Source organism: Arthrobacter sp. KBS0703, from assembly GCF_002008315.2.
Lineage (GTDB): Bacteria > Actinomycetota > Actinomycetes > Actinomycetales > Micrococcaceae > Arthrobacter.
Genome location: NZ_MVDG02000002.1, coordinates 50,570 through 69,633 on the forward strand (window position 1 = coordinate 50,570; position 19,064 = coordinate 69,633).

Here is a 19,064-nt window from a genome sequence, read left to right on the forward strand (position 1 = left end):
TAGCGGCCCCGGATTGGGCCGGAAGTGACCCCGCGTTGCAGCTACCAGCGGGGGTGGATCGCCTCGCGGAAGTAGTGGTCGTAGATCCAGGCCACGCCCTCGTTGAACTCCGCGTCCAGGGTTATTCCGGCCGCGGCCGCGTTGGACCGTGCCTGCTCCACGTTCCGGGCACCGGGGATTGCCGAAGTCACGCCGTCCTGCGCGGCGATCCAGGCGATGGCTGCCTGCGCGGTGCCGGCCCCCTCGGGCACCAGCTGCTCGAACTCGGCAACCGCCTTGAGCCCCAGCTCGTAATCGACGCCGGAGAACGTCTCTCCGACGTCGAACGCGCCGCCGCTGCGGTTGTAGTTGCGGTGGTCGTCCGCGGCGAACGAGGTGTCTTTGGTGTACTTGCCGGACAGCAGGCCGGACGCGAGGGGCACGCGGGCGATGATTCCCACGCCCGCGGCCTTTGCGGCGGGGAGGACCTCGTCCAGCGGCTTAAGCCGGAACGCGTTCAGGATGATCTGCACCGACGCCGTGCCGGCGTGGCTGATCGCTTCCAGTGCTTCGTCTGTACGTTCCACGCTGACGCCGTAGTTCCGGATGGCGCCCTCGGCGACGAGGGTGTCCAGGGCGTCATACACCTCGGCGTTGCTGTAGACGGACGTGGGCGGGCAGTGCAGCTGGACCAGGTCCAGGGAGTCGGTCCCCAGGTTGCGGCGGGAACGGTCCGTCCATTCGCGGAAGTTGGCCAGGTTGTAGTTCTCCGGGCGCTGTTCCGCCCGGCGCCCCATCTTGGTGGCAACCGTGATGCCCAGCCCAGGGTTGTCCGCCAGGAACGCACCGATGGCCTGTTCGCTGCGGCCGTCCCCGTAGACATCAGCGGTGTCGAAGAACGTCACCCCCGCTTCAGCCGAGGCGGCGAGGATGGCCTGCGCCTGCTCCGGATCCACGTTCCCCCAGTCGGCGCCGAGCTGCCAGGTGCCGAGTCCTACGACGGAAACGTTCCGTCCGGTCTTGCCTAAGATGCGCTGTTTCATCCCACGACTATATGTGGGGAACCCCAACGCGGGGTCACTTAGCGCCCGTTTGACGCGGTTCATTGGGCGCTAAGTGACCCCGCGTTGCGTTTGGCGGCGCGGACGCTTTGGTGGCGGGGACCAGACCGGCTTCCTTCAGGCCCAGGTAAATCTTGTCCCGGGCGATGGGCAGCTCGGCGAACCGCACCCCGGTGGCGTGGCGGATGGCGTTCGCCAGGGCCGGAGCCACCGGGTTGAACGGGCTCTCACTCATGGACTTTGCCCCGAGCGGCCCGAGTTTGTCGTTCGTGTCGGCGAAGTACACCTCGCTGCGCGGCACATCGGCGAAGGAGGGGATGTGGTACTGCCGGAGGATGTCGGTGGTGACGCGTCCGGCGTCGTCCAGCCTGACCTCCTCATAGAGCGCGGCGCCCAGTGCCTGCGCGATCCCGCCCTCGATCTGGCCGCGGCACTGCCGCGGGTTCACCACCACGCCGGCGTCCGCCGCCTGGACGCTCTGCAGGATCTTCAGTTCCCCTGTTCCGGTGTTCACGGCGACCCGGAACCCATGGACGTTGAAGGCCACCGATCGCGGGGTCCCGCCCCAGCGCCCCTCGGCGGCGAGTTCGACGCCGGCCCGGCTGGCGGCGTCGTAAAGTTCCGTCAGCGGCACCCGGGTTCCCTCGCAGACCACGGCGTCGCCGTCGAGCACGCAGCCCGATGCCTGGATCTGCCGGCTGCCGGCGGCGAAGGCCCGGATCCGGACGGCAAGTTCCTCGGCGGCGCCCAGCGTTGCCTTGCCCGCCACAACGGTTCCGGCGGAGCCGAAGGCGCCGGTGTCGTGCTCGATCAGGTCCGTGTCAGACTGCCGGACCGCGACCCGGGCGGCCACCGTGGACAGTGCCGTCGCCGCGAGCTGTGCGTGCACGGTGGTGGTCCCGTTGCCGAATTCGGCGGTCCCGACGTCGGCGGCGTACGTGCCGTCCGCAAGGAGCCTGAGCTTCGAATGGGCAAAATGGCCCCGCGGCGGCACGGTGTCGATCATGGACAGCGCCGTGCCCTCCCCCGTGACCCAGTCCGGCCCGAGATCGTCCAGCCCGGCGGACCGGTAGCGTTCACGGCCCCGTTCCAGGGCGTCCTGCACCAGCCGCGTGCACTGGTCCAGCCCGTAGCTGCCGTAATGGACGTCCTCTTCGGGCTCGGAGTGCGTGGAGAGCATGTCATCGCCCTCGCGGACCATGTTGCGGCGGCGGAACTCCAGGGGGTCCATGCCGATGCCGAGGGCCAGCTCATCCATGGCCGATTCGATGGCGAAGATCATCTGGCTCAGGCCGTAGCCCCGGAACGCGCCGGAGGGCACCGTGTTGGTGTACACGGCGAGGGCGTCCACCTTCTTGTTGGCGCATTTGTAGACCGCGAGCGATTCGCCGCAGCCGTGGAACATGACGCCGGGTGCGTGGTTGCCGTAGGCGCCGGTGTTCGTGAGGACGTCCAGCTGCAGCGCCGTCAGCCTGCCATCGCTGCCGGCGCCGGCCTTGAGCTTGATGGTGAACGGGTGGCGGACGGTGCTGGCGGTGAACTGCTCGGTGCGCGTGAACTCCAGCTGCACCGGGCGCCCCAGCTTCAGGGCTGCGAGCGCCGCGATGTCCTCCGTCAGCACCTCCTGCTTCCCGCCGAAGCCGCCGCCCACGCGTCCGGCAACCACGTGGACCCTGTCTCTTATACACATCTAGATGTGTATAAGAGACACGCGGCAGAGCGTGCGCCGCACGAGGAACGGGACCTGGCTGGACGTGCGCACCTGCAGCCTGCCGGCGTCGTCCACCGAGGCGATGGACGCGTGCGTCTCCAACGCCACGTGCTGCACGCGCTGGGTGCGGTACGTCTGTTCGTGGACGAAGTCCGCCGCCGCAAACCCGTCCCGGACACTGCCCAGTTCGGAGTGCAACTCGGCCACGATGTTCCGGTCCGGCCGGGCGATCCGTGCGGCGCCGGCGTCCTTGTCGCCGTGGAGCGCGGGCGCCCCGGGACTGGTGGCATCCTGCGGCGTGAACACGGCGGGGAGTTCTTCGTAGTCCACCCGGACGGCGCGGACGCCCGCCTCGGCCGCGGCCACGGACTCGGCCACGACGGCGCCAACGCGCTGCCCGCGGAACCTCACCACGGTGTCCAGCACCCGGGTGTCGTCGGGGTCGTCGGTGTAGAGCTCGTGCTGGGCGCTGGAAAACAGCTGGGCCGGCGCATCCTCGTGGGTGAGGACGGCTACGACGCCGGGGACGGCCAGGGCCGCGGACTTGTCGATGGACAGCACCCGGGCGTGGGCGTGCGGCGATCGCACGAGCTTCAGGTGAAGCAGTCCGGGCAATTCCTCCGCCGGGACGTCCAGCGTGTAGCGGGCCTGGCCGGTCACCACGGCCCGGCTGGCGGGGGCGGGTACGTCGTCGCCCAGCTGGCCGGGCTGCGGCGCGGGCTGGCCTTCGCCGGCGATGCCCGAGCCCGGCCCGGCGGGATCCGGGTGGCCCTCGTGGCCGCACACGGCGTCGCCGATGGCCCGGTACCCCGTGCAGCGGCACAGGTTTCCTTTCAGGCTGCGGGGCAGGCTCTCCTTCTGGGAGTCATCGAAGGTGGCGGCCGTCATCACCATGCCGGCGGTGCAGAAACCGCACTGGAAGCCCTGCCGGTCCAGGAACTGCTGCTGCATCGGATGGAGCGCGGCGCCGCCGTGGCGCCGGCGGCGCGGCCGTCGGTTGCGCCGCCGATGCCGGCCGTGGTTTCGGCCGCGGTTCCGGCGAGGCCCTCGATGGTGGTGACTGCGTGGCCGTCGGCTGTCTCTTATACACATCTAGATGTGTATAAGAGACAGATGCAGCTGTGCACGGGCGTGCCATCAACGTGCACGGTGCAGGCTCCGCAGTCCCCGCCGTCGCAGCCCTTCTTGACGCCGAGGTTGCCCTGTTCGCGCAGGAACGTGCGCAGGCACTGGCCGGGGCGCGGCGGGGTGTCCACCGCTGCGCCGTTGATGTCGATGGCCATGATCAGGCCCCTTCCTGCGGCGTGGATTCCCGCCGCGGACTCTGTGGCGGCCAGAAATCGCCGGACACACGGGAGGGCATCCCGCCCGTCCGGGTGTCCAGCTCGTCCCGGATCTCCCCGGCCAGGCGGTGCGTCATGTCGCGCCGCCAGGCCGGCAGGCCGTGAATGTCGTCGTGGTACAGGCTGTCCGGGATGGCCCCGTCCAGCGCGGCTGCGAGGTCCTCCGCGTCCGGCGCCGAGCCGAAGCGCAGCTGCACGGGCCGCTTCGTCGCGGCCGTGACAGTGAGCGTCAGGTGCCCGCAGCCGTCGAGCGTTCCGATCAGCAGCACCCCCGAGCGGCCGAGGTTGCTCAGCGACAGCCGGCGGAACGCCACCCGCGAGGACAGGGCCGACGCCGGGAGGCTGACACTGCGCAGCAGCTCGCCTGGTGCCAGGGCGTTCTGCCCGTCTCCGGTGATGAACTCCGCCACCGGCAGCTCCCGGCTGGAGCCGTCCGGGCTGAGCACCGTGGCGGTGCCGTCCAGTCCGGCGCAGAGCGAGATCATGGGGCCGGCGGGGAGTGAGGTGCACAGGTTTCCGCCCACCGTGGACATGTTCCACACCTTGAAAGACGCCACGAAGGAGTCGCAGCAGGGGCGGATGAGGTCCAGGCCGGGCCAGTCGGGGGCCGGTGCCGGTGACTCTGCGGTCATTGATCCGGCTGTCGGTGATCCGGCCAGCGTGTCCGGCAGTGCGTAGAGCTCGGCAACGGTGCACGTGGCGGCGAGCTCGATGCCCGCATCTGTTACCGTGACTGCGGGCCAGCCGGCCGAGCCGAGGTCCAGCAGGCGCCGGAGCGGCTCCGGGCCGAAGGCGGTGCTGCCGTAGGAAAAGAGCACGGTGCCGCCGGCGAGCCAGGCGTCGCCGTCGCGCCAGTCGGCAGGGTCCGTGGTGCGGACCACGGCCTCAATGGTGTTCATGTCCATGCTGTCTCCTGGCGGGCTGATGCGGTGCCGGGGCGCGGCTCTGTGCTGAGGCGCGGCCCGGAAGGGAGGCGCGGTTCGGCGAAAAGGCTTTGTTCAGAGGGGAAGCGGGGCTCGGCGGGAAGGCGGTGGATGGGACCGGTGCCGTCTTTGAGCGGCGGGCAGGCCGCGGAGCCGCTGCGGGCAGCGATGAGCTCCGCCGTAATGGAGACCGCCACTTCGGCCGGCGTGACGGCCCCGAGATCCAGGCCGATCGGTGAATGCAGCCGGGCCAGTTGTGCAGGGGTCACGCCCGCCTCGAGCAGGGCATCGAAGCGCTGCCGGTGGCTGCGCCGCGAGCCCATCGCTCCGACGAACGCGACGTCCAGGCCCAGTGCGGTCCTCAGGAGCGGGATGTCGAATTTGGGGTCGTGGGTGAGCACGCAGATCACGGTCCTCGCGTCCACCCGGCCCGCGGAGGCTTCGGCGGCGAGATACCTGTGCGGCCAGTCGGTGGCGACGTCATCCGCGGCGGCGAAGCGGTCCTGTCCGGAGAACGCGGGGCGGGCGTCGCAGAGCGTGACGCGGTAGCCGAGCAGCTTTGCGGCAGGCAGCAGCGCGGCGCCGAAGTCGTTGGCCCCGAAGACCAGCAAACGGGCCGCAGGCATCCTGCTCTCCACGAGCAGCATGGCCGGCTCCGGGCCGGTGCCGTCGTTTTGTGGCACGGCTGTGCCGGAATCCGTGCCGGAAACTACAACCGAACCTTCACCGGACGTTGCCGCGGCGTGGGCCGAGACGGGGGCCGAGGTGCCGGCCGCCGGAAGGCAGCCCTCCGGCGGGGCGAGCCGCACCAGTCCGGTCCGGCCGCCGCGCAGCAGCGGTTCCAGCTGGGCAGCGGCCGCCAGCATCTGCCGCCCGGCGGCCGGGGCGCCAACATGGTCCAGCCCCAGTAGCGCCGCGAGTTCCGCGGAAGCGGCCACCCGGAAGGTTGCCGGATCGGGGATCACGACGGCCAACGCCTGTCTCTTATACACATCTCGTCCACCCGCCGGATCAGGGCCAGTGCGCCGTCGCGTCCGTGGCCGGCGAGCGCCTGCAGGTTCTCCAGCCGGAGCCCGCCCGGGGCCGATCCCAGCGGCTGGATGTGGACCTCCAGCTCACCGCCGCAGGTGAGCCCGACGGCGAACGCGTCCTCGCGACTGTAGCCGAAATGCTCGAGGCGGCTGCCGCCGTCGGCCATCACTTCGAGTGCCGACTGAACCACGGCCCCCTCAACGCAGCCGCCGGACAGGCTGCCCAGGATCCTTCCCGTTTCGGAAACCAGCATGGACGTCCCCGGCGGGCGCGGTACCGAGCCGCTGGCCGCAACGATGGTGGCCACGGCACACTGCTCGCCGGACACCGCCGGGCGCCAGCCGCTCAGAGAAGGCATTAGATCCAGCATGGCGGCACTCCCTCTTCCCGTGCGATGGTGCCCATATTGTCATTCCTATCCTTTGTACGGGGAAGCGTTCACCATGGCGCACGCATCAATTTGGTTGCAGTTGGTGGACCGGGGCGGGCCCCATCTGCCTGCCCCGGTCCGGTCTTTGTCGGCCGGCTACGCGCCGAACCGTTAGGCGCCGAGCAGCGCGCTGACGGGGCCGCGGGCGAAGTAGACCAGGAAGCCGGCCGTCACCACCCACATCAGCGGGTGGATCTTCTTGGCCTTGCCGGAGGCTGCCCCGATCACGGCCCAGGACACGAAGCCCACTCCGATGCCGTTGGCGATCGAGTAGCTCAGCGGCATGGTGACGATGGTCAGGAAGGCCGGGAGGGCCACCGCGAACTTAGAGAACTTGATCTCGCGGATCTGGGCCATCATCATGGCGCCCACCACCACCAGGGCGGCGGCGGCAACCTCGAGCGGCACCACGCTGGTGAGCGGGGTGAGGAACATGGACCCCAGGAACAGCGCGCCGGTGACCACCGACGCCAGCCCGGTGCGGGCACCTTCCCCGATGCCCGCCGCGGAGTCGATGTACACGGTGTTGGAGGACCCCGACGTCGCGCCGCCGGCCACGGCCCCGATGCCTTCCACGATGAAGGCCGACTTCAGCCGCGGGAACGTGCCGTCCTTGTGTGCCACGCCCGCGCTCTTGGCGAGCCCGGTCATGGTGCCCATTGCGTCGAAGAAGTTGGTGAACACGAGGGTGAACACCAGCATGGTCGCGGCGAGCCCGCCGATCCGGCCGAAGGCACCGAACATGTCGAACTGGCCCACCAGGCCCAGGTCCGGCGCCGACACCAGATGGCCGGACAGCACGGGGGTGTTAAGGTGCCAGCCGCCGGGGTTGGCCTCGCTGCCGGGGCCGATGTGGAAAATCGCCTCCACGAATGCCGCCAGGACGGTGCTGGCCACGATGCCGATCAGCAGGCCGCCCTGGACCTTCCGTGCCACCAGGATGCCCATGACCAGCAGGCCCACGATGAACACCATGGTGGGGATGGACGTGATGGAGCCGTTCTCGCCGAGCTGGACGGGCGGCCCGCCGGTGGTGGCGCGGACGAAGCCCGAGTCCACGAAGCCGATGAAGGCGATGAACAGGCCGATGCCGACGGTGATGGCCGCCTTCAGCTCCTTGGGGACTGCCCGGAAAATGGCGGTCCGGGCGCCGGTGACGCCGAACAGGACGATCAGGATGCCGTTGATGACCACCAGTCCCATGGCCTCGGCCCAGGTGACCTCGTGGATCACGGCCACGGCGAGGAAGGAATTGATGCCGAGGCCTGCCGCGAGTCCGAAGGGCAGGTTCGCGATTAATCCGAACAGGATGGTCATGACTCCGGCGGTGAGGCCGGTGACGGCGCCCACCTGCGCCGCGGACAGCCAGCCGCCGGCAACGTCCGTGGGGGCATTGTCCGCGCTGAAGCCGCCCAGGATCAGCGGGTTCAGGATGACGATGTACGCCATGGTGAAGAAGGTGACCAGCCCGCCCCGCAGTTCGCGCGCCAGGGTGGAGCCGCGCTGGGTGATCTGGAAGAAGCGGTCAGGGAAGGCGTTCGACGCCGGCGGCCGGGTGTTCGGGGCCTGCTTCCGCTGGCGCTGGGGTGCCACGCGGGGCCCCTCGGGGGTGGTGTCCAGGATTGTCATCTCAGCCACCGGCCCTAGTAATCGATCCTGGAGTCGAGCGTGTTCCAGGTGGTGAACGGTTCCAGGATGGCCGGCGCGCCGGGTTCGCCGAGGTCCAGTTTGGACACGGGCATCAGGGCATCCCGGTCTGCGTTGTCGAAGTACTCGTAGAAGACGGCGTCGTCGAAGCCGACGGAGGCGGCGTCGTGCCGGTCGGCGGCGAACACCACGCGGTCGATGCGGGCCCAGAGCGCGGAGGCCAGGCACATGGGGCACGGCTCGCAGCTGCTGTAGAGGGTGGAGCCGCGGAGGTCGAAGGTGCCGAGTCCGCTGCACGCGCGGCGGATGGCCGTGACCTCGGCGTGGGCGGTGGGATCGTTGTCGGCGGTGACGCGGTTGACGCCGTCGAACGCCTGACCGTCGGCGGTGACGATCACGGCTCCGAACGGGCCGCCGCTATTCAGGACGTTGGCGGTTGCCAACCGGATGGATCTGGCCAGAAAGTGTTCGGCCGTGACGGTGGTACTCATGATGCGACTCCCTTTGCTGTGGAAGCCTGTACCCGTGCCGGGACGGAAAGGACCAGTTGCGACGGTTACCAGGCTTCAGCATGTGCTTTTGAAGGTTAAGTTGCGCCTGGTAGATAGCTTCCCGGTGGCCGGGTGCCCGCCTTTGGCAAGATCGAGATTAGCACCGGATTGTGGCCTGCGCCATACTTTTCTGGAAACTTAATTTCGCGATGTGAAATCCATGTTTCCGGGCTGTCACTTCGCCTACCGCTCACGGCTGTCACATTGCGCGGGCATTGACGCCCTTCCGGAGCCGGCCCTACGCTGGTGCCGATCCGGCCCCCGTCAGGCGGCCGGGCACCTGGATCAGCAGACAGGCCCCTGAGCTGGAACGCATCGGCACGCCCAGACAGGAATCGCACATGACCCAGACACCTTTCCGCACCCCCGAACCCCGGCTCTGGATCAGGAATCCGCAGGCCGCCTACTCCGCCAACGGCATTGAACCCTCCGGCGGCGTAGTGGTCAGCGGGGGCCGGATCACGGAGGTGCTTGGCTCCGGCGAACTGCCGTCGGCGGCCTGCGAGGAGACGTTCGACGCCTCCGCGCATGTTTTGCTACCGGGCCTGATCAACACCCACCACCACTTCTACCAAACGCTGACCCGCGCCTGGGGGCCGGTGGCCAACGCCCCGCTGTTCCCTTGGCTGCAGACCCTCTACCCGGTGTGGGCCCGGCTCACGCCGCGGGACCTCGAGCTCGCCGCCACCGTGGCCCTCGCCGAGCTCCTGCTGTCCGGCTGCACCACGGCGGCGGACCACCATTACCTGTTCCCGCCGGGCATGGAGGACGCCATAGACATCGAAGTGCGGGCGGTCCGCCGGCTGGGGATGCGGGCCACCCTGACCCGCGGCTCCATGGCCTTGGGACAGAGCGACGGCGGGCTGCCGCCGCAGTCGACCGTGCAGGCGGCGGAAGTGATCCTTGCCGACAGCGAACGGCTGATAGGGCAGTACCACGAGCGCGGCGACGGCGCCGTGATCCAGATCGGACTGGCTCCGTGTTCGCCGTTTTCCGTGACCAGGGAGATCATGGCCGAGAGCGCCCTGATGGCCGAGCGGCTGGACGTCCGGCTGCACACGCACCTGGCCGAGACCCTGGACGAGGAAGAGTTCTGCCTCAGGATGTTCGGGCTGCGGACCGTCGACTATCTCGACAGCGTGGGCTGGCTGACGGACCGGACATGGCTCGGCCACGGCATCCATTTCAGCGACGCCGAGATCGCCCGGCTGGGAGCCGCGGGCACCGCCGTCGCGCACTGCCCGACGTCGAACATGCGGCTGGCATCCGGCACCGCGCGGGTCCTGGAACTCGAGGACGCGGGAGTGCCCGTGGGGCTGGGGGTGGACGGATCGGCGTCGAACGATGCGTCAAACATGATCCTCGAGGCGCGGCAGGCGCTGTACCTGCAGCGGCTGCGCTACGGGGCCCAGGTTCCTGTAGAGCGTGCGCTGGGCTGGGCCACCCGCGGATCGGCGGCGGCGCTGGGCCGGACGGACCTCGGCCAGCTGGCACCCGGGATGCAGGCCGACCTGGCCCTGTTCAGGCTCGATGACCTGCGGTTCTCGGGCAGCCACGATCCCCTCGCCGCATTGCTGCTGTGCGGTGCGGACCGGGCCGACCGGGTGATGGTGGGCGGGCAGTGGCGCGTCATTGACGGGCAGATCCCGGGGCTGGACGTGGCCGGGCTGATCGCCGAGCACTCGGCCGCAGCCCGGCGGCTCGTCGCCGGCTAGGCTCCCCTTTCCGGCAGGCTCCGTTTCGACCGTTCCCTTCGCACTCGATGCACGCAAACGTCTTGCGCGCCGGGAACCATCGAAACGGGGCCTATGCTGCGACATCCGATCGTTGCTAGCGTGGCGCCATGACTCCGTCGAAGACGCCGGCCGAGATCCTGGACATTGCCGGCACCGAGGTCCGCATCTCGAGTCCGGACAAGGTGGTGTTCCCCGAGCCCGGCCTGACGAAGCTCGACCTGGTGCGCTACTACCTTGCCGTCGCGGACGGTGCGCTGCGCGGCGCGGGCGGCCGGCCGATGGTGCTCAAGCGCTTCCCGAAGGGCATCGACGCCGAGCCGTTCTTTCAGAAGCGCGTGCCCGAAAACCACCCCGAATTCATCGACACGGCGGTACTGAACTACGCGTCGGGGACGTCGGCTGAGGAGGCCGTCATCTGGGATGCCGCGGGCCTGGCGTGGGTCGTGAACCTTGGCTGCCTCGACCTCAACCCGCATCCGGTGCGCGCGGAGGACCTCGAACCTGTCTCTTATACACATCTAGATGTGTATAAGAGACACTCGATCCGATGCCGGGCGTCGACTGGTCCCAGATCGTTGATGTTGCGTATGTCGCGCGGGAGGTGCTCGACGACGTCGGGCTCGTGGGGTGGCCGAAGACGAGCGGTTCGCGCGGACTCCACATCCTGGTGCGCATCTCGCCGCAGTGGTCGTACCGCGACGTGCGGCTCGCCGCCGAGACCCTCGCCCGCGAGGTCGAAAACCGCGCTCCGGGCCTCGCCACCGCGCGGTGGTGGAAGGAGGAGCGCGGCGAGAGTGTGTTTGTCGACTTCAACCAGAACGCCAAGGACCGCACCGTGGCATCGGCCTACTCGATCCGGCCCCTGCCCGACGCCCGGGTCTCGACGCCGCTCACCTGGGATGAGGTCCGCTCCGCCCGGCCGGAACAGTTCACGGTGCCCACAGTGATCGAGCGCTTCGCCGCGATGGGCGACCCCACGCCGGCATCGACGGCGCGGTCGGCTCACTCGACGGGCTCCTCGCGCTGGCCGCCGAGCTCGGCCCCGCCGAGAAGCCGCCGCGCGGCGGCGACGGCTCCGGCCGCCGGCAGGTCGGTGATGCCACTCATTGAGGTCGCCCGCACCAGGACCAAGCCCGAGGCGCTCGCGGCGCTCGACGAATGGAAGACCCTGCATGCGGACCTCGTCCCGGCCCTACACCCCGCCGACGTGCTCGTCGACGGAATGCGCGGATCGAGCTCGCTCTGGTACCGGGTGCGGGTGAACCTGCAGCACGTCCCCGAAGCGGAGCGTCCGCCGCAGGAGGAGCTCATCGCCGACTACGACCCCTGGGCCGGCAAGGAGTGGCCGGGGCGTCCGGCGTCCTAACGCCGGCGCCCCTCAGCGGATTGCGCGTCGCTCGCGGCCGAAGACCGGCAGCGCCCGCAGCCAGCGGGAGAGGCCGCGGGCCTGGCGGTCGCAGTCGGCCGGGATGTAAAAGTCGGGATCCGTGGCGCCGAACGGCAGATACAGTTCCTGGCCGGGCGCCGGGAATTCCGCGACGTTGTTCTTATCCTGCGAGTCCATCTGTTCCTCCTCGTTCTTGTGTTGCCTGCCTTCCGGACTAATTTCACAATCCGGAAAGTATTTTTTGTTATATGGAAAATTCTAGGCCGGCCTGCCGGCGCGGTCAAGACCCCGCAAGGCGACCGGTCACAATCGGATTTTTCAAATTGTGATGTACACCACGGCATGGCTGCGCTACGCTGGAAGGCAATTCGTGGCGCATGTCACGTAACCTGGGAGCAGCAGGCAGGGTCGTAATGAGCTGACATCAACTGATGTCGGCTCATTTTTTGTTGGGTCGACGGGACAAGAAACGCGTGGGAAACACGCGCTTAATTTCACTGTGGAACTTTGGTTCCACTTACGGAAGTTGGGAACTGACCATGAGCAACAACATCGTCCTCGGCAACAACCAGTACGGCAAGGCTGAAGTCCGCGTCGTCAAGATCACCCGGGACACGGCGCGCCACGAGATTGAAGACCTGAACGTCACCTCGCAGCTCCGCGGCGACTTCGCCGCGGCCCACCTCGAAGGCGACAACGCCCACGTCGTGGCCACGGACACGCAGAAGAACACCATCTACGCCTTCGCCCGCGAAGGTATCGGCTCACCCGAAGCCTTCCTGCTGCGCCTCGGAGAGCACTTCACGTCCAGCTTCGAATGGGTCACCGGCGGCCGCTGGGAAGCCGAGTCCTACAGCTGGGACCGCATCCAGGCCCACGGCAGCGCGCACGACCACTCCTTCGTGCGCAACGGCCAGGAGGTCCGTACGGCGGTGCTGGTCCGCGAGGGCTCCACCACCCACCTGATTTCGGGGCTCAAGGACCTGACCGTCCTGAAGTCCACGCAGTCCGGTTTTGTTGGCTACCCCAAGGACAAATACACCACGCTGCCGGAGACCACGGACCGGATCCTCGCCACCGACGTTTCCGCCCGCTGGCGCTTCAAGGCAGGAACGGACTTCAACTCCCTGGACTTCAACAAGAACTACGACGACGTTAAGGCCCTCCTGCTCGAAGGCTTCACCGAGAAGTACTCGCACGCCCTGCAGCAGACGCTCTTCGACATGGGCACCAAGGTCCTCGAGGCGCACAGCGAGATCGAGGAGATCAGGTTCTCGATGCCCAACAAGCACCACTTCCTGGTGGACCTCTCGCCGTTCGGCCTGGACAACCCCAACGAGGTCTTCTTCGCCGCGGACCGCCCGTACGGCCTGATCGAGGCCACCGTCCAGCGGGACGATGCCGCTCCGGCAGAGATCGCCTGGTCCGGCATCGCCGGCTTCTGCTGACCCGCACCGGCGGCTGAGCCTGGCTCCCCCCAGGCTCGGCCACCGGGCAGGCAGTCCCGACAGGGCCCGCCAAGCACCACTGATTCAAAACTTGTTAGCCAGACATTGTTAGCCAGACGAAGGCGTCTGCCATGAACCAAGAAAGTCTGCCATGAACACCAAGAAAAAAGTCCGCCCAGCGGCAGCCCGCCCCGAAGACCAGAAACTGCCCATCGGCAGCACCTTCGCCTACGGGTTCCAGCACGTCCTCACCATGTACGGGGGAATCATTGCCCCGCCGCTGATCATCGGTGCGGCTGCAGGGATGTCCTCGCAGGACATCGGCCTGCTGATTGCCGCCTGCCTGTTCGTTGGCGGCCTGGCCACAATTCTCCAGACCGTCGGCATCCGGTTCTTCGGGTCCCAGCTGCCCCTGGTCCAGGGCGTCTCCTTTGCGGGCGTGTCCACCATGGTGGCGATCGTCCACGGCGGCGGTGGCATCCAGGCGGTCTTTGGCTCGGTGATCGCAGCATCGCTGATCGGCCTGCTCATCACCCCGCTGTTTTCCAAGATCATCCGATTCTTCCCGCCGGTGGTCACGGGCACGGTGATCACCACGATCGGCCTGACGCTGATGCCGGTCGCGGCCAACTGGGCCATGGGCGGCAACAGCAAGGCACCGAACTACGGCAGTGTCGCCAACATCGGACTGGCCGCCGCCACCATGGCCATCGTCCTGCTGCTGAGCAAGGTGGGCAGCGCCGCGATCTCGCGGCTCTCCATCCTGCTGGCGATGGTGCTCGGCACCCTGATCGCCGTCATCTTCGGCATGGCCGATTTCTCCAAGGTGGGCCAGGGCGAAATCGTCGCGTTCCCCACGCCGTTCGCGTTCGGCGCCCCCACCTTTGAGATCGCCGCGATTGTCTCCATGCTGATCGTCATCCTGGTGACCCTCACGGAGACCTCAGCGGACATCATTGCTGTGGGCGAGATCGTGGGCACCAAGGTGGACTCCAAGCGGATCGGCGACGGCCTGCGGGCGGACATGCTCTCCAGCGCCATCTCACCGCTGTTCAACTCCTTCACCCAGAGTGCCTTCGCCCAGAACGTGGGCCTGGTTGCCATCACGGGCGTCAAGAGCCGGTTCGTGGTCAGCGCCGGCGGCCTCATCCTCGTCATCCTTGGCCTGCTGCCGGTGCTTGGCCGGGTGGTCGCAGCGGTGCCGACTCCCGTCCTGGGCGGCGCCGGCGTCGTACTCTTCGGAACGGTAGCCGCCAGCGGCATCCGGACACTTGCCAAAGTGGAGTACAAGAACAACATGAACCTGATCATCGTGGCTGCATCCATCGGGTTCGGCATGATTCCGATTGCCGCCCCGGCGTTCTACGACCAGTTCCCGTCCTGGTTCGGCACCATCTTCCACTCAGGCATCAGCTCGGCCGCGGTGATGGCCATCGCGCTGAACCTGCTCTTCAACCACCTCAAGGCCGGCAACTCGGAGAACCAGTCGGTGTTTGTGGCGGGAACCGGCCGCGTGGTCCGCGAGGAGGATTTGAAGTGCCTGGCCGACGGCGACCGCTACGAGGGCGGCAAGCTGATCGACTGCGACGGCAAGGAAGTCCCGGTCCAGTCCTCCACCACCACGGAGCACTGAGCACGGAGCCACTCCACGAAAAAGCGCGAACGAACACTTGAGGCCCCTGGAAAGCGCCGGGCCTCAAGTGTTCTTTCGCGCTCCAGTGGCAGCACCAAAAGCAAGCGCGAAGTACGACGGCGGGGGTCAGTTTTGGTTGAGCTCGTCCGAGATCGCCTGGGCTGCTTCGCGGAGCAGCGGCACGGCCCGGTCGGCGAACGACTGGTCCACGCGGGACACCGGCCCGGACACCGAGATGGCCGTGGGCGTGGGAGCGTTGGGCACGGCCATGGCGAAGCAGCGGACCCCGAGCTCCTGCTCCTCCTCGTCAATGGAGTAGCCGCGCTCGCGGATGCGGTTCAGGTCCGCAATGAGGGAATCGAAGTCGCCGATGCTCTTGGGCGTGGGCGTGGGCATTCCGGTCCGGGTGACAATCCCGCGGACCACTTCGTCGTCCAGCTGCGCCAGGATGGCCTTGCCCACGCCGGTGTCATGCGTGTGCGCGCGGCGGCCCACCTCGGTGAACATGCGCATGGAGTGCAGCGACGGCACCTGTGCCACGTAGATCACCATGTCCGAGTCCAGCACCGCCATGTTGGAGGTCTCGCCCAGCCTGTCCACGAGGGACTTCAGCTGCGGCCGGGCCAGGGCGCCGAGCTGCTTGTTGGCGCCTTCGCCGAGCCGGATCAGCCGCGGTCCGAGTGCATAGCGGCGGTTAGGCAGCTGGCGGATGTAGCCCAGCGTGACCAGGGTGCGCAGGAGCCGGTGGATCGTGGGCAGGGGCAGATCCGTGGACGAGGAGAGTTCACTGAGCGTGACGTCGCCGCCGGCGTCGGTAATCAGTTCCAAAAGTTCAAAGACGCGCTCAACGGACTGCACGCCTCCGGGGGCTTTTTCAGCCATGTAGGAATCTCCTGCTTGCTCGGTTCCGACAACTCTTATCCGCATCGTGAAAAGAACTGCTTAGAAAGCCAAAGATACAGCACCGTATCGCCGGCGTCGATGCACCTTCGGGCTTGTGTTTCCATAAGGTAGATAATAATATCCATAATACGAAAACATTCACCGCAACGAACCGGCCCAGCGATGGGCCCAAACAGGAGGACCATTCAATGGCGAACCCGAGCCCCGGAAATTCGATCACCCTGCGTGTGGAAGCGCCGTCCAGCTTCTCCGCCACCAGCGAACTCGCCGCCGCCGTCGGCGCTGCCGGCGCTGCCATCACCGCCCTGGACGTCACCGAGTCGCACCACGAGACCCTGGTTGTCGATGTCACCTGCAACACCACCGACGACGACCACGCCAACCGCGTGAAGGACGCCCTCAACGCGCTCGACGGCGTCACGGTCCGGAACGTCTCGGACCGCACCTTCCTCATGCACCTGGGCGGCAAGCTCGAGGTCGTCCCGAAGGTTGCCCTCCGCAACCGCGACGACCTTTCCCGCGCCTACACCCCCGGCGTCGCCCGCGTCTGCCTGGCCATCGCAGAGGACCCGTCAGCGGCCCGCAACCTGACGGTCAAACGCAACACCATCGCCGTCCTTACCGACGGTTCAGCCGTGCTTGGCCTGGGCAACATTGGCCCGGCCGCGGCCCTGCCCGTCATGGAAGGCAAGGCGGCCCTGTTCAAGCAGTTCGCCAACGTTGACGCCTGGCCGGTCTGCCTGGACACCCAGGACACCGAGGAAATCATCATGATCGCCAAGGCCATGGCCCCCGTATACGGCGGCATCAATCTCGAGGACATCGCCGCCCCGCGCTGCTTCGAGATCGAGAACCGGCTCCGCGACGAACTCGACATCCCCGTGTTCCACGACGACCAGCACGGCACCGCCATCGTCACCCTGGCAGCCCTCGTCAACGCGCTCCGCGTGGTGGGCAAGAAGCTCGGCGAGGTCCGGATCGTGGTGTCCGGCGTGGGCGCGGCGGGTTCGGCCATCATCCAGCTGCTCAAGGCCCAGGGCGCGCGGCACATCGTGGCCGCCGGCCGCTCCGGCGCCATCCACTCCGGCGAGCAGTACAACGACGAACACCGCAGCTGGATCGCCGCGAACACCAACGAAGAGGGCTTCAACGGAACCCTGCACGAGGCGCTCAAGGGCGCGGACGTGTTCATCGGCGTCAGCGCCCCGCACGTGATCGGCGAGGAGCAGGTTGCCTCGATGGCCAAGGATGCGATCGTGTTCGCCATGGCAAACCCCACCCCGGAGATCGATCCCGCCATCGCGTCCAAGCACGCCGCCGTCGTGGCCACGGGCCGCAGCGACTTCCCGAACCAGATCAACAACGTGCTGGCGTTCCCCGGATTCTTCCGCGGGCTGCTGGACGCCGGGGCGTCGGACATCACGCCCGAAATGCTGGTGGCCGCTGCCGAGGCCATTGCCAATCGCGTTGCCGACGATGAGCTCAACGCCAGCTACATCATCCCCAGCGTCTTCGATCCCCACGTGGCCGCGGACGTCGCGGCAGCAGTCGCCGCAGCCGCCCTCGCCGCGGCGGGTACTGGCATCCCGGCGGCAACAGCGGAAGACTCAACAGAAGCAGCAGCATCCGCTGACCCGGCCTTCGCCAACGCCTGATTCGCAGCCCTGGAAAGGACCCACAATGGCTATCACAGTCACAGACCCCCGGCCGATCGAACGTGCTGAGGAGATCCTCACCCCCAAGGCGCTGGCCTTCGTGGAGGAACTCCACAAGCGCTTCGCCGGCACCCGCTCGGACCTCCTCAAGGCCCGGGCCGTCAAGCGCGAGCACGTGGCCAGGACCGGCAGCCTCGATTTCCTGCCGGACACCCAGGACGTGCGCGACGGCGACTGGAAGGTCGCGCCTGCGCCGGCGGCCCTGCGGGACCGCCGGGTTGAGATGACGGGCCCCGCCTCCCCCGCGAAAATGGCCATCAACGCGCTGAACTCCGGCGCCAAGGTGTGGCTCGCGGACCTCGAGGACGCGAGCACCCCCACCTGGGCCAACGTCATCGACGCCATCCTGAACCTCCGCGACGCCGCCACGGGAACCCTGAGCTACACCTCCCCCGAGGGCAAGGAGTATCGGCTCCGCACGGACGCCCCGCTCGCCGTCGTGGTGGCCCGGCCCCGTGGGTGGCACATGGAGGAACGGCACCTGCTGATCAACGGCGCACCCGCCGTGGGCGCCCTGGTGGACTTCGGCCTGCACTTCTTCCACATCGCCAAGCAGCTGGTCCTCAACGGCCAGGGCCCCTACTACTACCTGCCCAAGATGGAAAGCCACCTCGAGGCCCGCCTCTGGAACGAGGTGTTCGTGTTCGCGCAGGACTTCCTGGGCATCCACCAGGGCACCATCCGCGCCACCGTGCTGATCGAGACCATCCCGGCCGCGTTCGAGATGGACGAGATCCTCTACGAGCTCCGCGACCACGCCTCGGGGCTGAACGCCGGCCGCTGGGACTACCTGTTCAGCATCATCAAGTACTTCCGCGACGCCGGCGCCAGCTTCGTGCTGCCGGACCGTGCCACGGTGGCCATGACCGCGCCCTTCATGCGCGCCTACACGGAACTGCTGGTCAAGACCTGCCACCACCGCGGCGCCTTCGCGATGGGCGGCATGGCAGCCGTCATCCCGAACCGGCGCGAACCCGAAGTCACAGCCCAGGCCTTCGAGAAGGTCCGCGCGGACAAGACCCGCGAAGCGAACGACGGCTTCGACGGCTCCTGGGTGGCGCACCCGGACCTCGTCCCGGTCTGCCAGGAAGTGTTCGACTCGGTTCTCGGCGACCGCCCCAACCAGCTGGATAAGCAGCGCCCCGAGGTCAGCGTGACCGCGGGCCAGCTGCTGGACATCGCCTCGGCCGACGGCCAGGTCACGGAAGCGGGCCTGCGCCTGAACCTGTACGTCGCCGTCGCCTACACGGCCGTGTGGATCTCGGGCAACGGTGCGGTGGCCATCCACAACCTGATGGAGGACGCCGCCACGGCCGAGATCTCCCGCTCGCAGGTGTGGCAGCAGATCCGCAACCAGGTGGTCCTCGCCGACACCGGCAACACCGTGACGCGCGAACTGGTCACGACGATCCTGGCCGAGGAGACCGAGAAGCTGCGCGGCGAGGTGGGCGAGGAAGCCTTCGAACGCTACTACCGGCCGGCCAGCAGCCTGATCGGAGACATCTGCCTGTCCGAGGACTACACGGACTTCCTCACCACCCCGGCCTACGAACTGGTGGGCTGAC

At 67.9% G+C, this 19,064-nt stretch carries 13 protein-coding genes and 2 pseudogenes; 6 read left to right on the forward strand and 9 right to left on the reverse strand.

What is annotated here, in order from left to right; all coding sequences use genetic code 11:
• Positions 1–41: 41 nt before the first annotated feature.
• From B1A87_RS20735 to B1A87_RS20760, 7 genes and pseudogenes are all read right to left on the reverse strand, one after another.
• Complete coding sequence (locus B1A87_RS20735) at positions 42–1,022, reverse strand: aldo/keto reductase (protein WP_078029247.1); 981 nt, start codon at positions 1,020–1,022, stop codon at positions 42–44.
• A gap of 34 nt (positions 1,023–1,056) precedes the next feature.
• Positions 1,057–4,034 (reverse strand): annotated as a pseudogene (locus tag B1A87_RS20740) (molybdopterin-dependent oxidoreductase).
• 2 nt (positions 4,035–4,036) lie between these two features.
• A complete protein-coding gene (locus B1A87_RS20745) occupies positions 4,037–4,999 on the reverse strand; it encodes a xanthine dehydrogenase family protein subunit M (RefSeq protein ID WP_078029246.1) in 963 nt (320 codons plus the stop codon).
• Positions 4,990–6,009 (reverse strand): XdhC family protein, encoded by a 1,020-nt coding sequence (locus tag B1A87_RS20750; protein WP_395940283.1) that lies wholly within the window; start codon positions 6,007–6,009, stop codon positions 4,990–4,992. Before B1A87_RS20750 ends, B1A87_RS20745 begins: the two co-directional genes overlap by 10 nt.
• Positions 5,979–6,407 carry an XdhC family protein gene (locus B1A87_RS25125; RefSeq protein WP_395940284.1) on the reverse strand — a complete coding sequence of 143 codons (429 nt, stop codon included), beginning with the start codon at positions 6,405–6,407 and terminating at the stop codon, positions 5,979–5,981. Before B1A87_RS25125 ends, B1A87_RS20750 begins: the two co-directional genes overlap by 31 nt.
• A gap of 183 nt (positions 6,408–6,590) precedes the next feature.
• Complete coding sequence (locus tag B1A87_RS20755; protein ID WP_078029244.1) at positions 6,591–8,108, reverse strand: NCS2 family permease; 1,518 nt, start codon at positions 8,106–8,108, stop codon at positions 6,591–6,593.
• Between the two features lie 14 nt (positions 8,109–8,122).
• Entirely contained in the window at positions 8,123–8,617 is a 495-nt protein-coding gene (locus B1A87_RS20760; protein ID WP_078029243.1) for a nucleoside deaminase, read from the reverse strand.
• Between the two features lie 401 nt (positions 8,618–9,018).
• Here B1A87_RS20760 and B1A87_RS20765 point away from each other — a divergent pair, with 401 nt between their 5' ends.
• Positions 9,019–10,392, forward strand: coding sequence for an 8-oxoguanine deaminase (locus tag B1A87_RS20765; RefSeq protein WP_078029242.1), 1,374 nt, complete (start codon positions 9,019–9,021; stop codon positions 10,390–10,392).
• A 128-nt stretch (positions 10,393–10,520) separates the two neighbouring features.
• Positions 10,521–11,779: pseudogene (locus B1A87_RS20770) on the forward strand (DNA polymerase domain-containing protein).
• 12 nt (positions 11,780–11,791) lie between these two features.
• On the opposite strand, the gene B1A87_RS20775 reads toward B1A87_RS20770, so the two are convergent.
• Positions 11,792–11,977, reverse strand: a complete 186-nt coding sequence (locus B1A87_RS20775; RefSeq protein WP_078029240.1) for a hypothetical protein — start codon at positions 11,975–11,977, stop codon at positions 11,792–11,794.
• 362 nt (positions 11,978–12,339) lie between these two features.
• Here B1A87_RS20775 and pucL point away from each other — a divergent pair, with 362 nt between their 5' ends.
• Positions 12,340–13,248, forward strand: a complete 909-nt coding sequence (pucL, locus tag B1A87_RS20780; RefSeq protein ID WP_078029239.1) for a factor-independent urate hydroxylase — start codon at positions 12,340–12,342, stop codon at positions 13,246–13,248.
• Between the two features lie 151 nt (positions 13,249–13,399).
• Positions 13,400–14,881, forward strand: coding sequence for a nucleobase:cation symporter-2 family protein (locus tag B1A87_RS20785; protein ID WP_078029238.1), 1,482 nt, complete (start codon positions 13,400–13,402; stop codon positions 14,879–14,881).
• A gap of 126 nt (positions 14,882–15,007) precedes the next feature.
• Here B1A87_RS20785 and B1A87_RS20790 read toward each other — a convergent pair whose 3' ends face one another.
• Positions 15,008–15,763, reverse strand: coding sequence for an IclR family transcriptional regulator (locus B1A87_RS20790; protein ID WP_056622701.1), 756 nt, complete (start codon positions 15,761–15,763; stop codon positions 15,008–15,010).
• Positions 15,764–15,972: 209 nt separating this feature from the next.
• Here B1A87_RS20790 and B1A87_RS20795 point away from each other — a divergent pair, with 209 nt between their 5' ends.
• Both B1A87_RS20795 and aceB read left to right on the forward strand, forming a co-directional pair.
• The gene (locus B1A87_RS20795) at positions 15,973–17,439 is read left to right on the forward strand and encodes an NAD-dependent malic enzyme (protein WP_078029237.1); all 1,467 of its coding nucleotides are present in this window, start codon (positions 15,973–15,975) and stop codon (positions 17,437–17,439) included.
• A gap of 25 nt (positions 17,440–17,464) precedes the next feature.
• Positions 17,465–19,063 (forward strand): malate synthase A, encoded by a 1,599-nt coding sequence (gene aceB, locus B1A87_RS20800; RefSeq protein ID WP_078029236.1) that lies wholly within the window; start codon positions 17,465–17,467, stop codon positions 19,061–19,063.
• The last annotated feature ends 1 nt before the right edge of the window (position 19,064 follow it).

What these genes read in the sequence shown, in the direction of transcription:
- B1A87_RS25125 (WP_395940284.1), bottom strand. Translation starts at nt 6,407, where the DNA reads ATGCCTTCTCTGAGCGGCTGGCGCCCGGCGGTGTCCGGCGAGCAGTGT.
- B1A87_RS20755 (WP_078029244.1), bottom strand. Translation starts at nt 8,108, where the DNA reads ATGACAATCCTGGACACCACCCCCGAGGGGCCCCGCGTGGCACCCCAG.
- aceB (WP_078029236.1), top strand. Translation starts at nt 17,465, where the DNA reads ATGGCTATCACAGTCACAGACCCCCGGCCGATCGAACGTGCTGAGGAG.
- B1A87_RS20745 (WP_078029246.1), bottom strand. Translation starts at nt 4,999, where the DNA reads ATGGACATGAACACCATTGAGGCCGTGGTCCGCACCACGGACCCTGCC.
- B1A87_RS20735 (WP_078029247.1), bottom strand. Translation starts at nt 1,022, where the DNA reads ATGAAACAGCGCATCTTAGGCAAGACCGGACGGAACGTTTCCGTCGTA.
- B1A87_RS20785 (WP_078029238.1), top strand. Translation starts at nt 13,400, where the DNA reads ATGAACACCAAGAAAAAAGTCCGCCCAGCGGCAGCCCGCCCCGAAGAC.
- B1A87_RS20765 (WP_078029242.1), top strand. Translation starts at nt 9,019, where the DNA reads ATGACCCAGACACCTTTCCGCACCCCCGAACCCCGGCTCTGGATCAGG.
- B1A87_RS20790 (WP_056622701.1), bottom strand. Translation starts at nt 15,763, where the DNA reads ATGGCTGAAAAAGCCCCCGGAGGCGTGCAGTCCGTTGAGCGCGTCTTT.
- B1A87_RS20795 (WP_078029237.1), top strand. Translation starts at nt 15,973, where the DNA reads ATGGCGAACCCGAGCCCCGGAAATTCGATCACCCTGCGTGTGGAAGCG.
- B1A87_RS20775 (WP_078029240.1), bottom strand. Translation starts at nt 11,977, where the DNA reads ATGGACTCGCAGGATAAGAACAACGTCGCGGAATTCCCGGCGCCCGGC.
- pucL (WP_078029239.1), top strand. Translation starts at nt 12,340, where the DNA reads ATGAGCAACAACATCGTCCTCGGCAACAACCAGTACGGCAAGGCTGAA.
- B1A87_RS20760 (WP_078029243.1), bottom strand. Translation starts at nt 8,617, where the DNA reads ATGAGTACCACCGTCACGGCCGAACACTTTCTGGCCAGATCCATCCGG.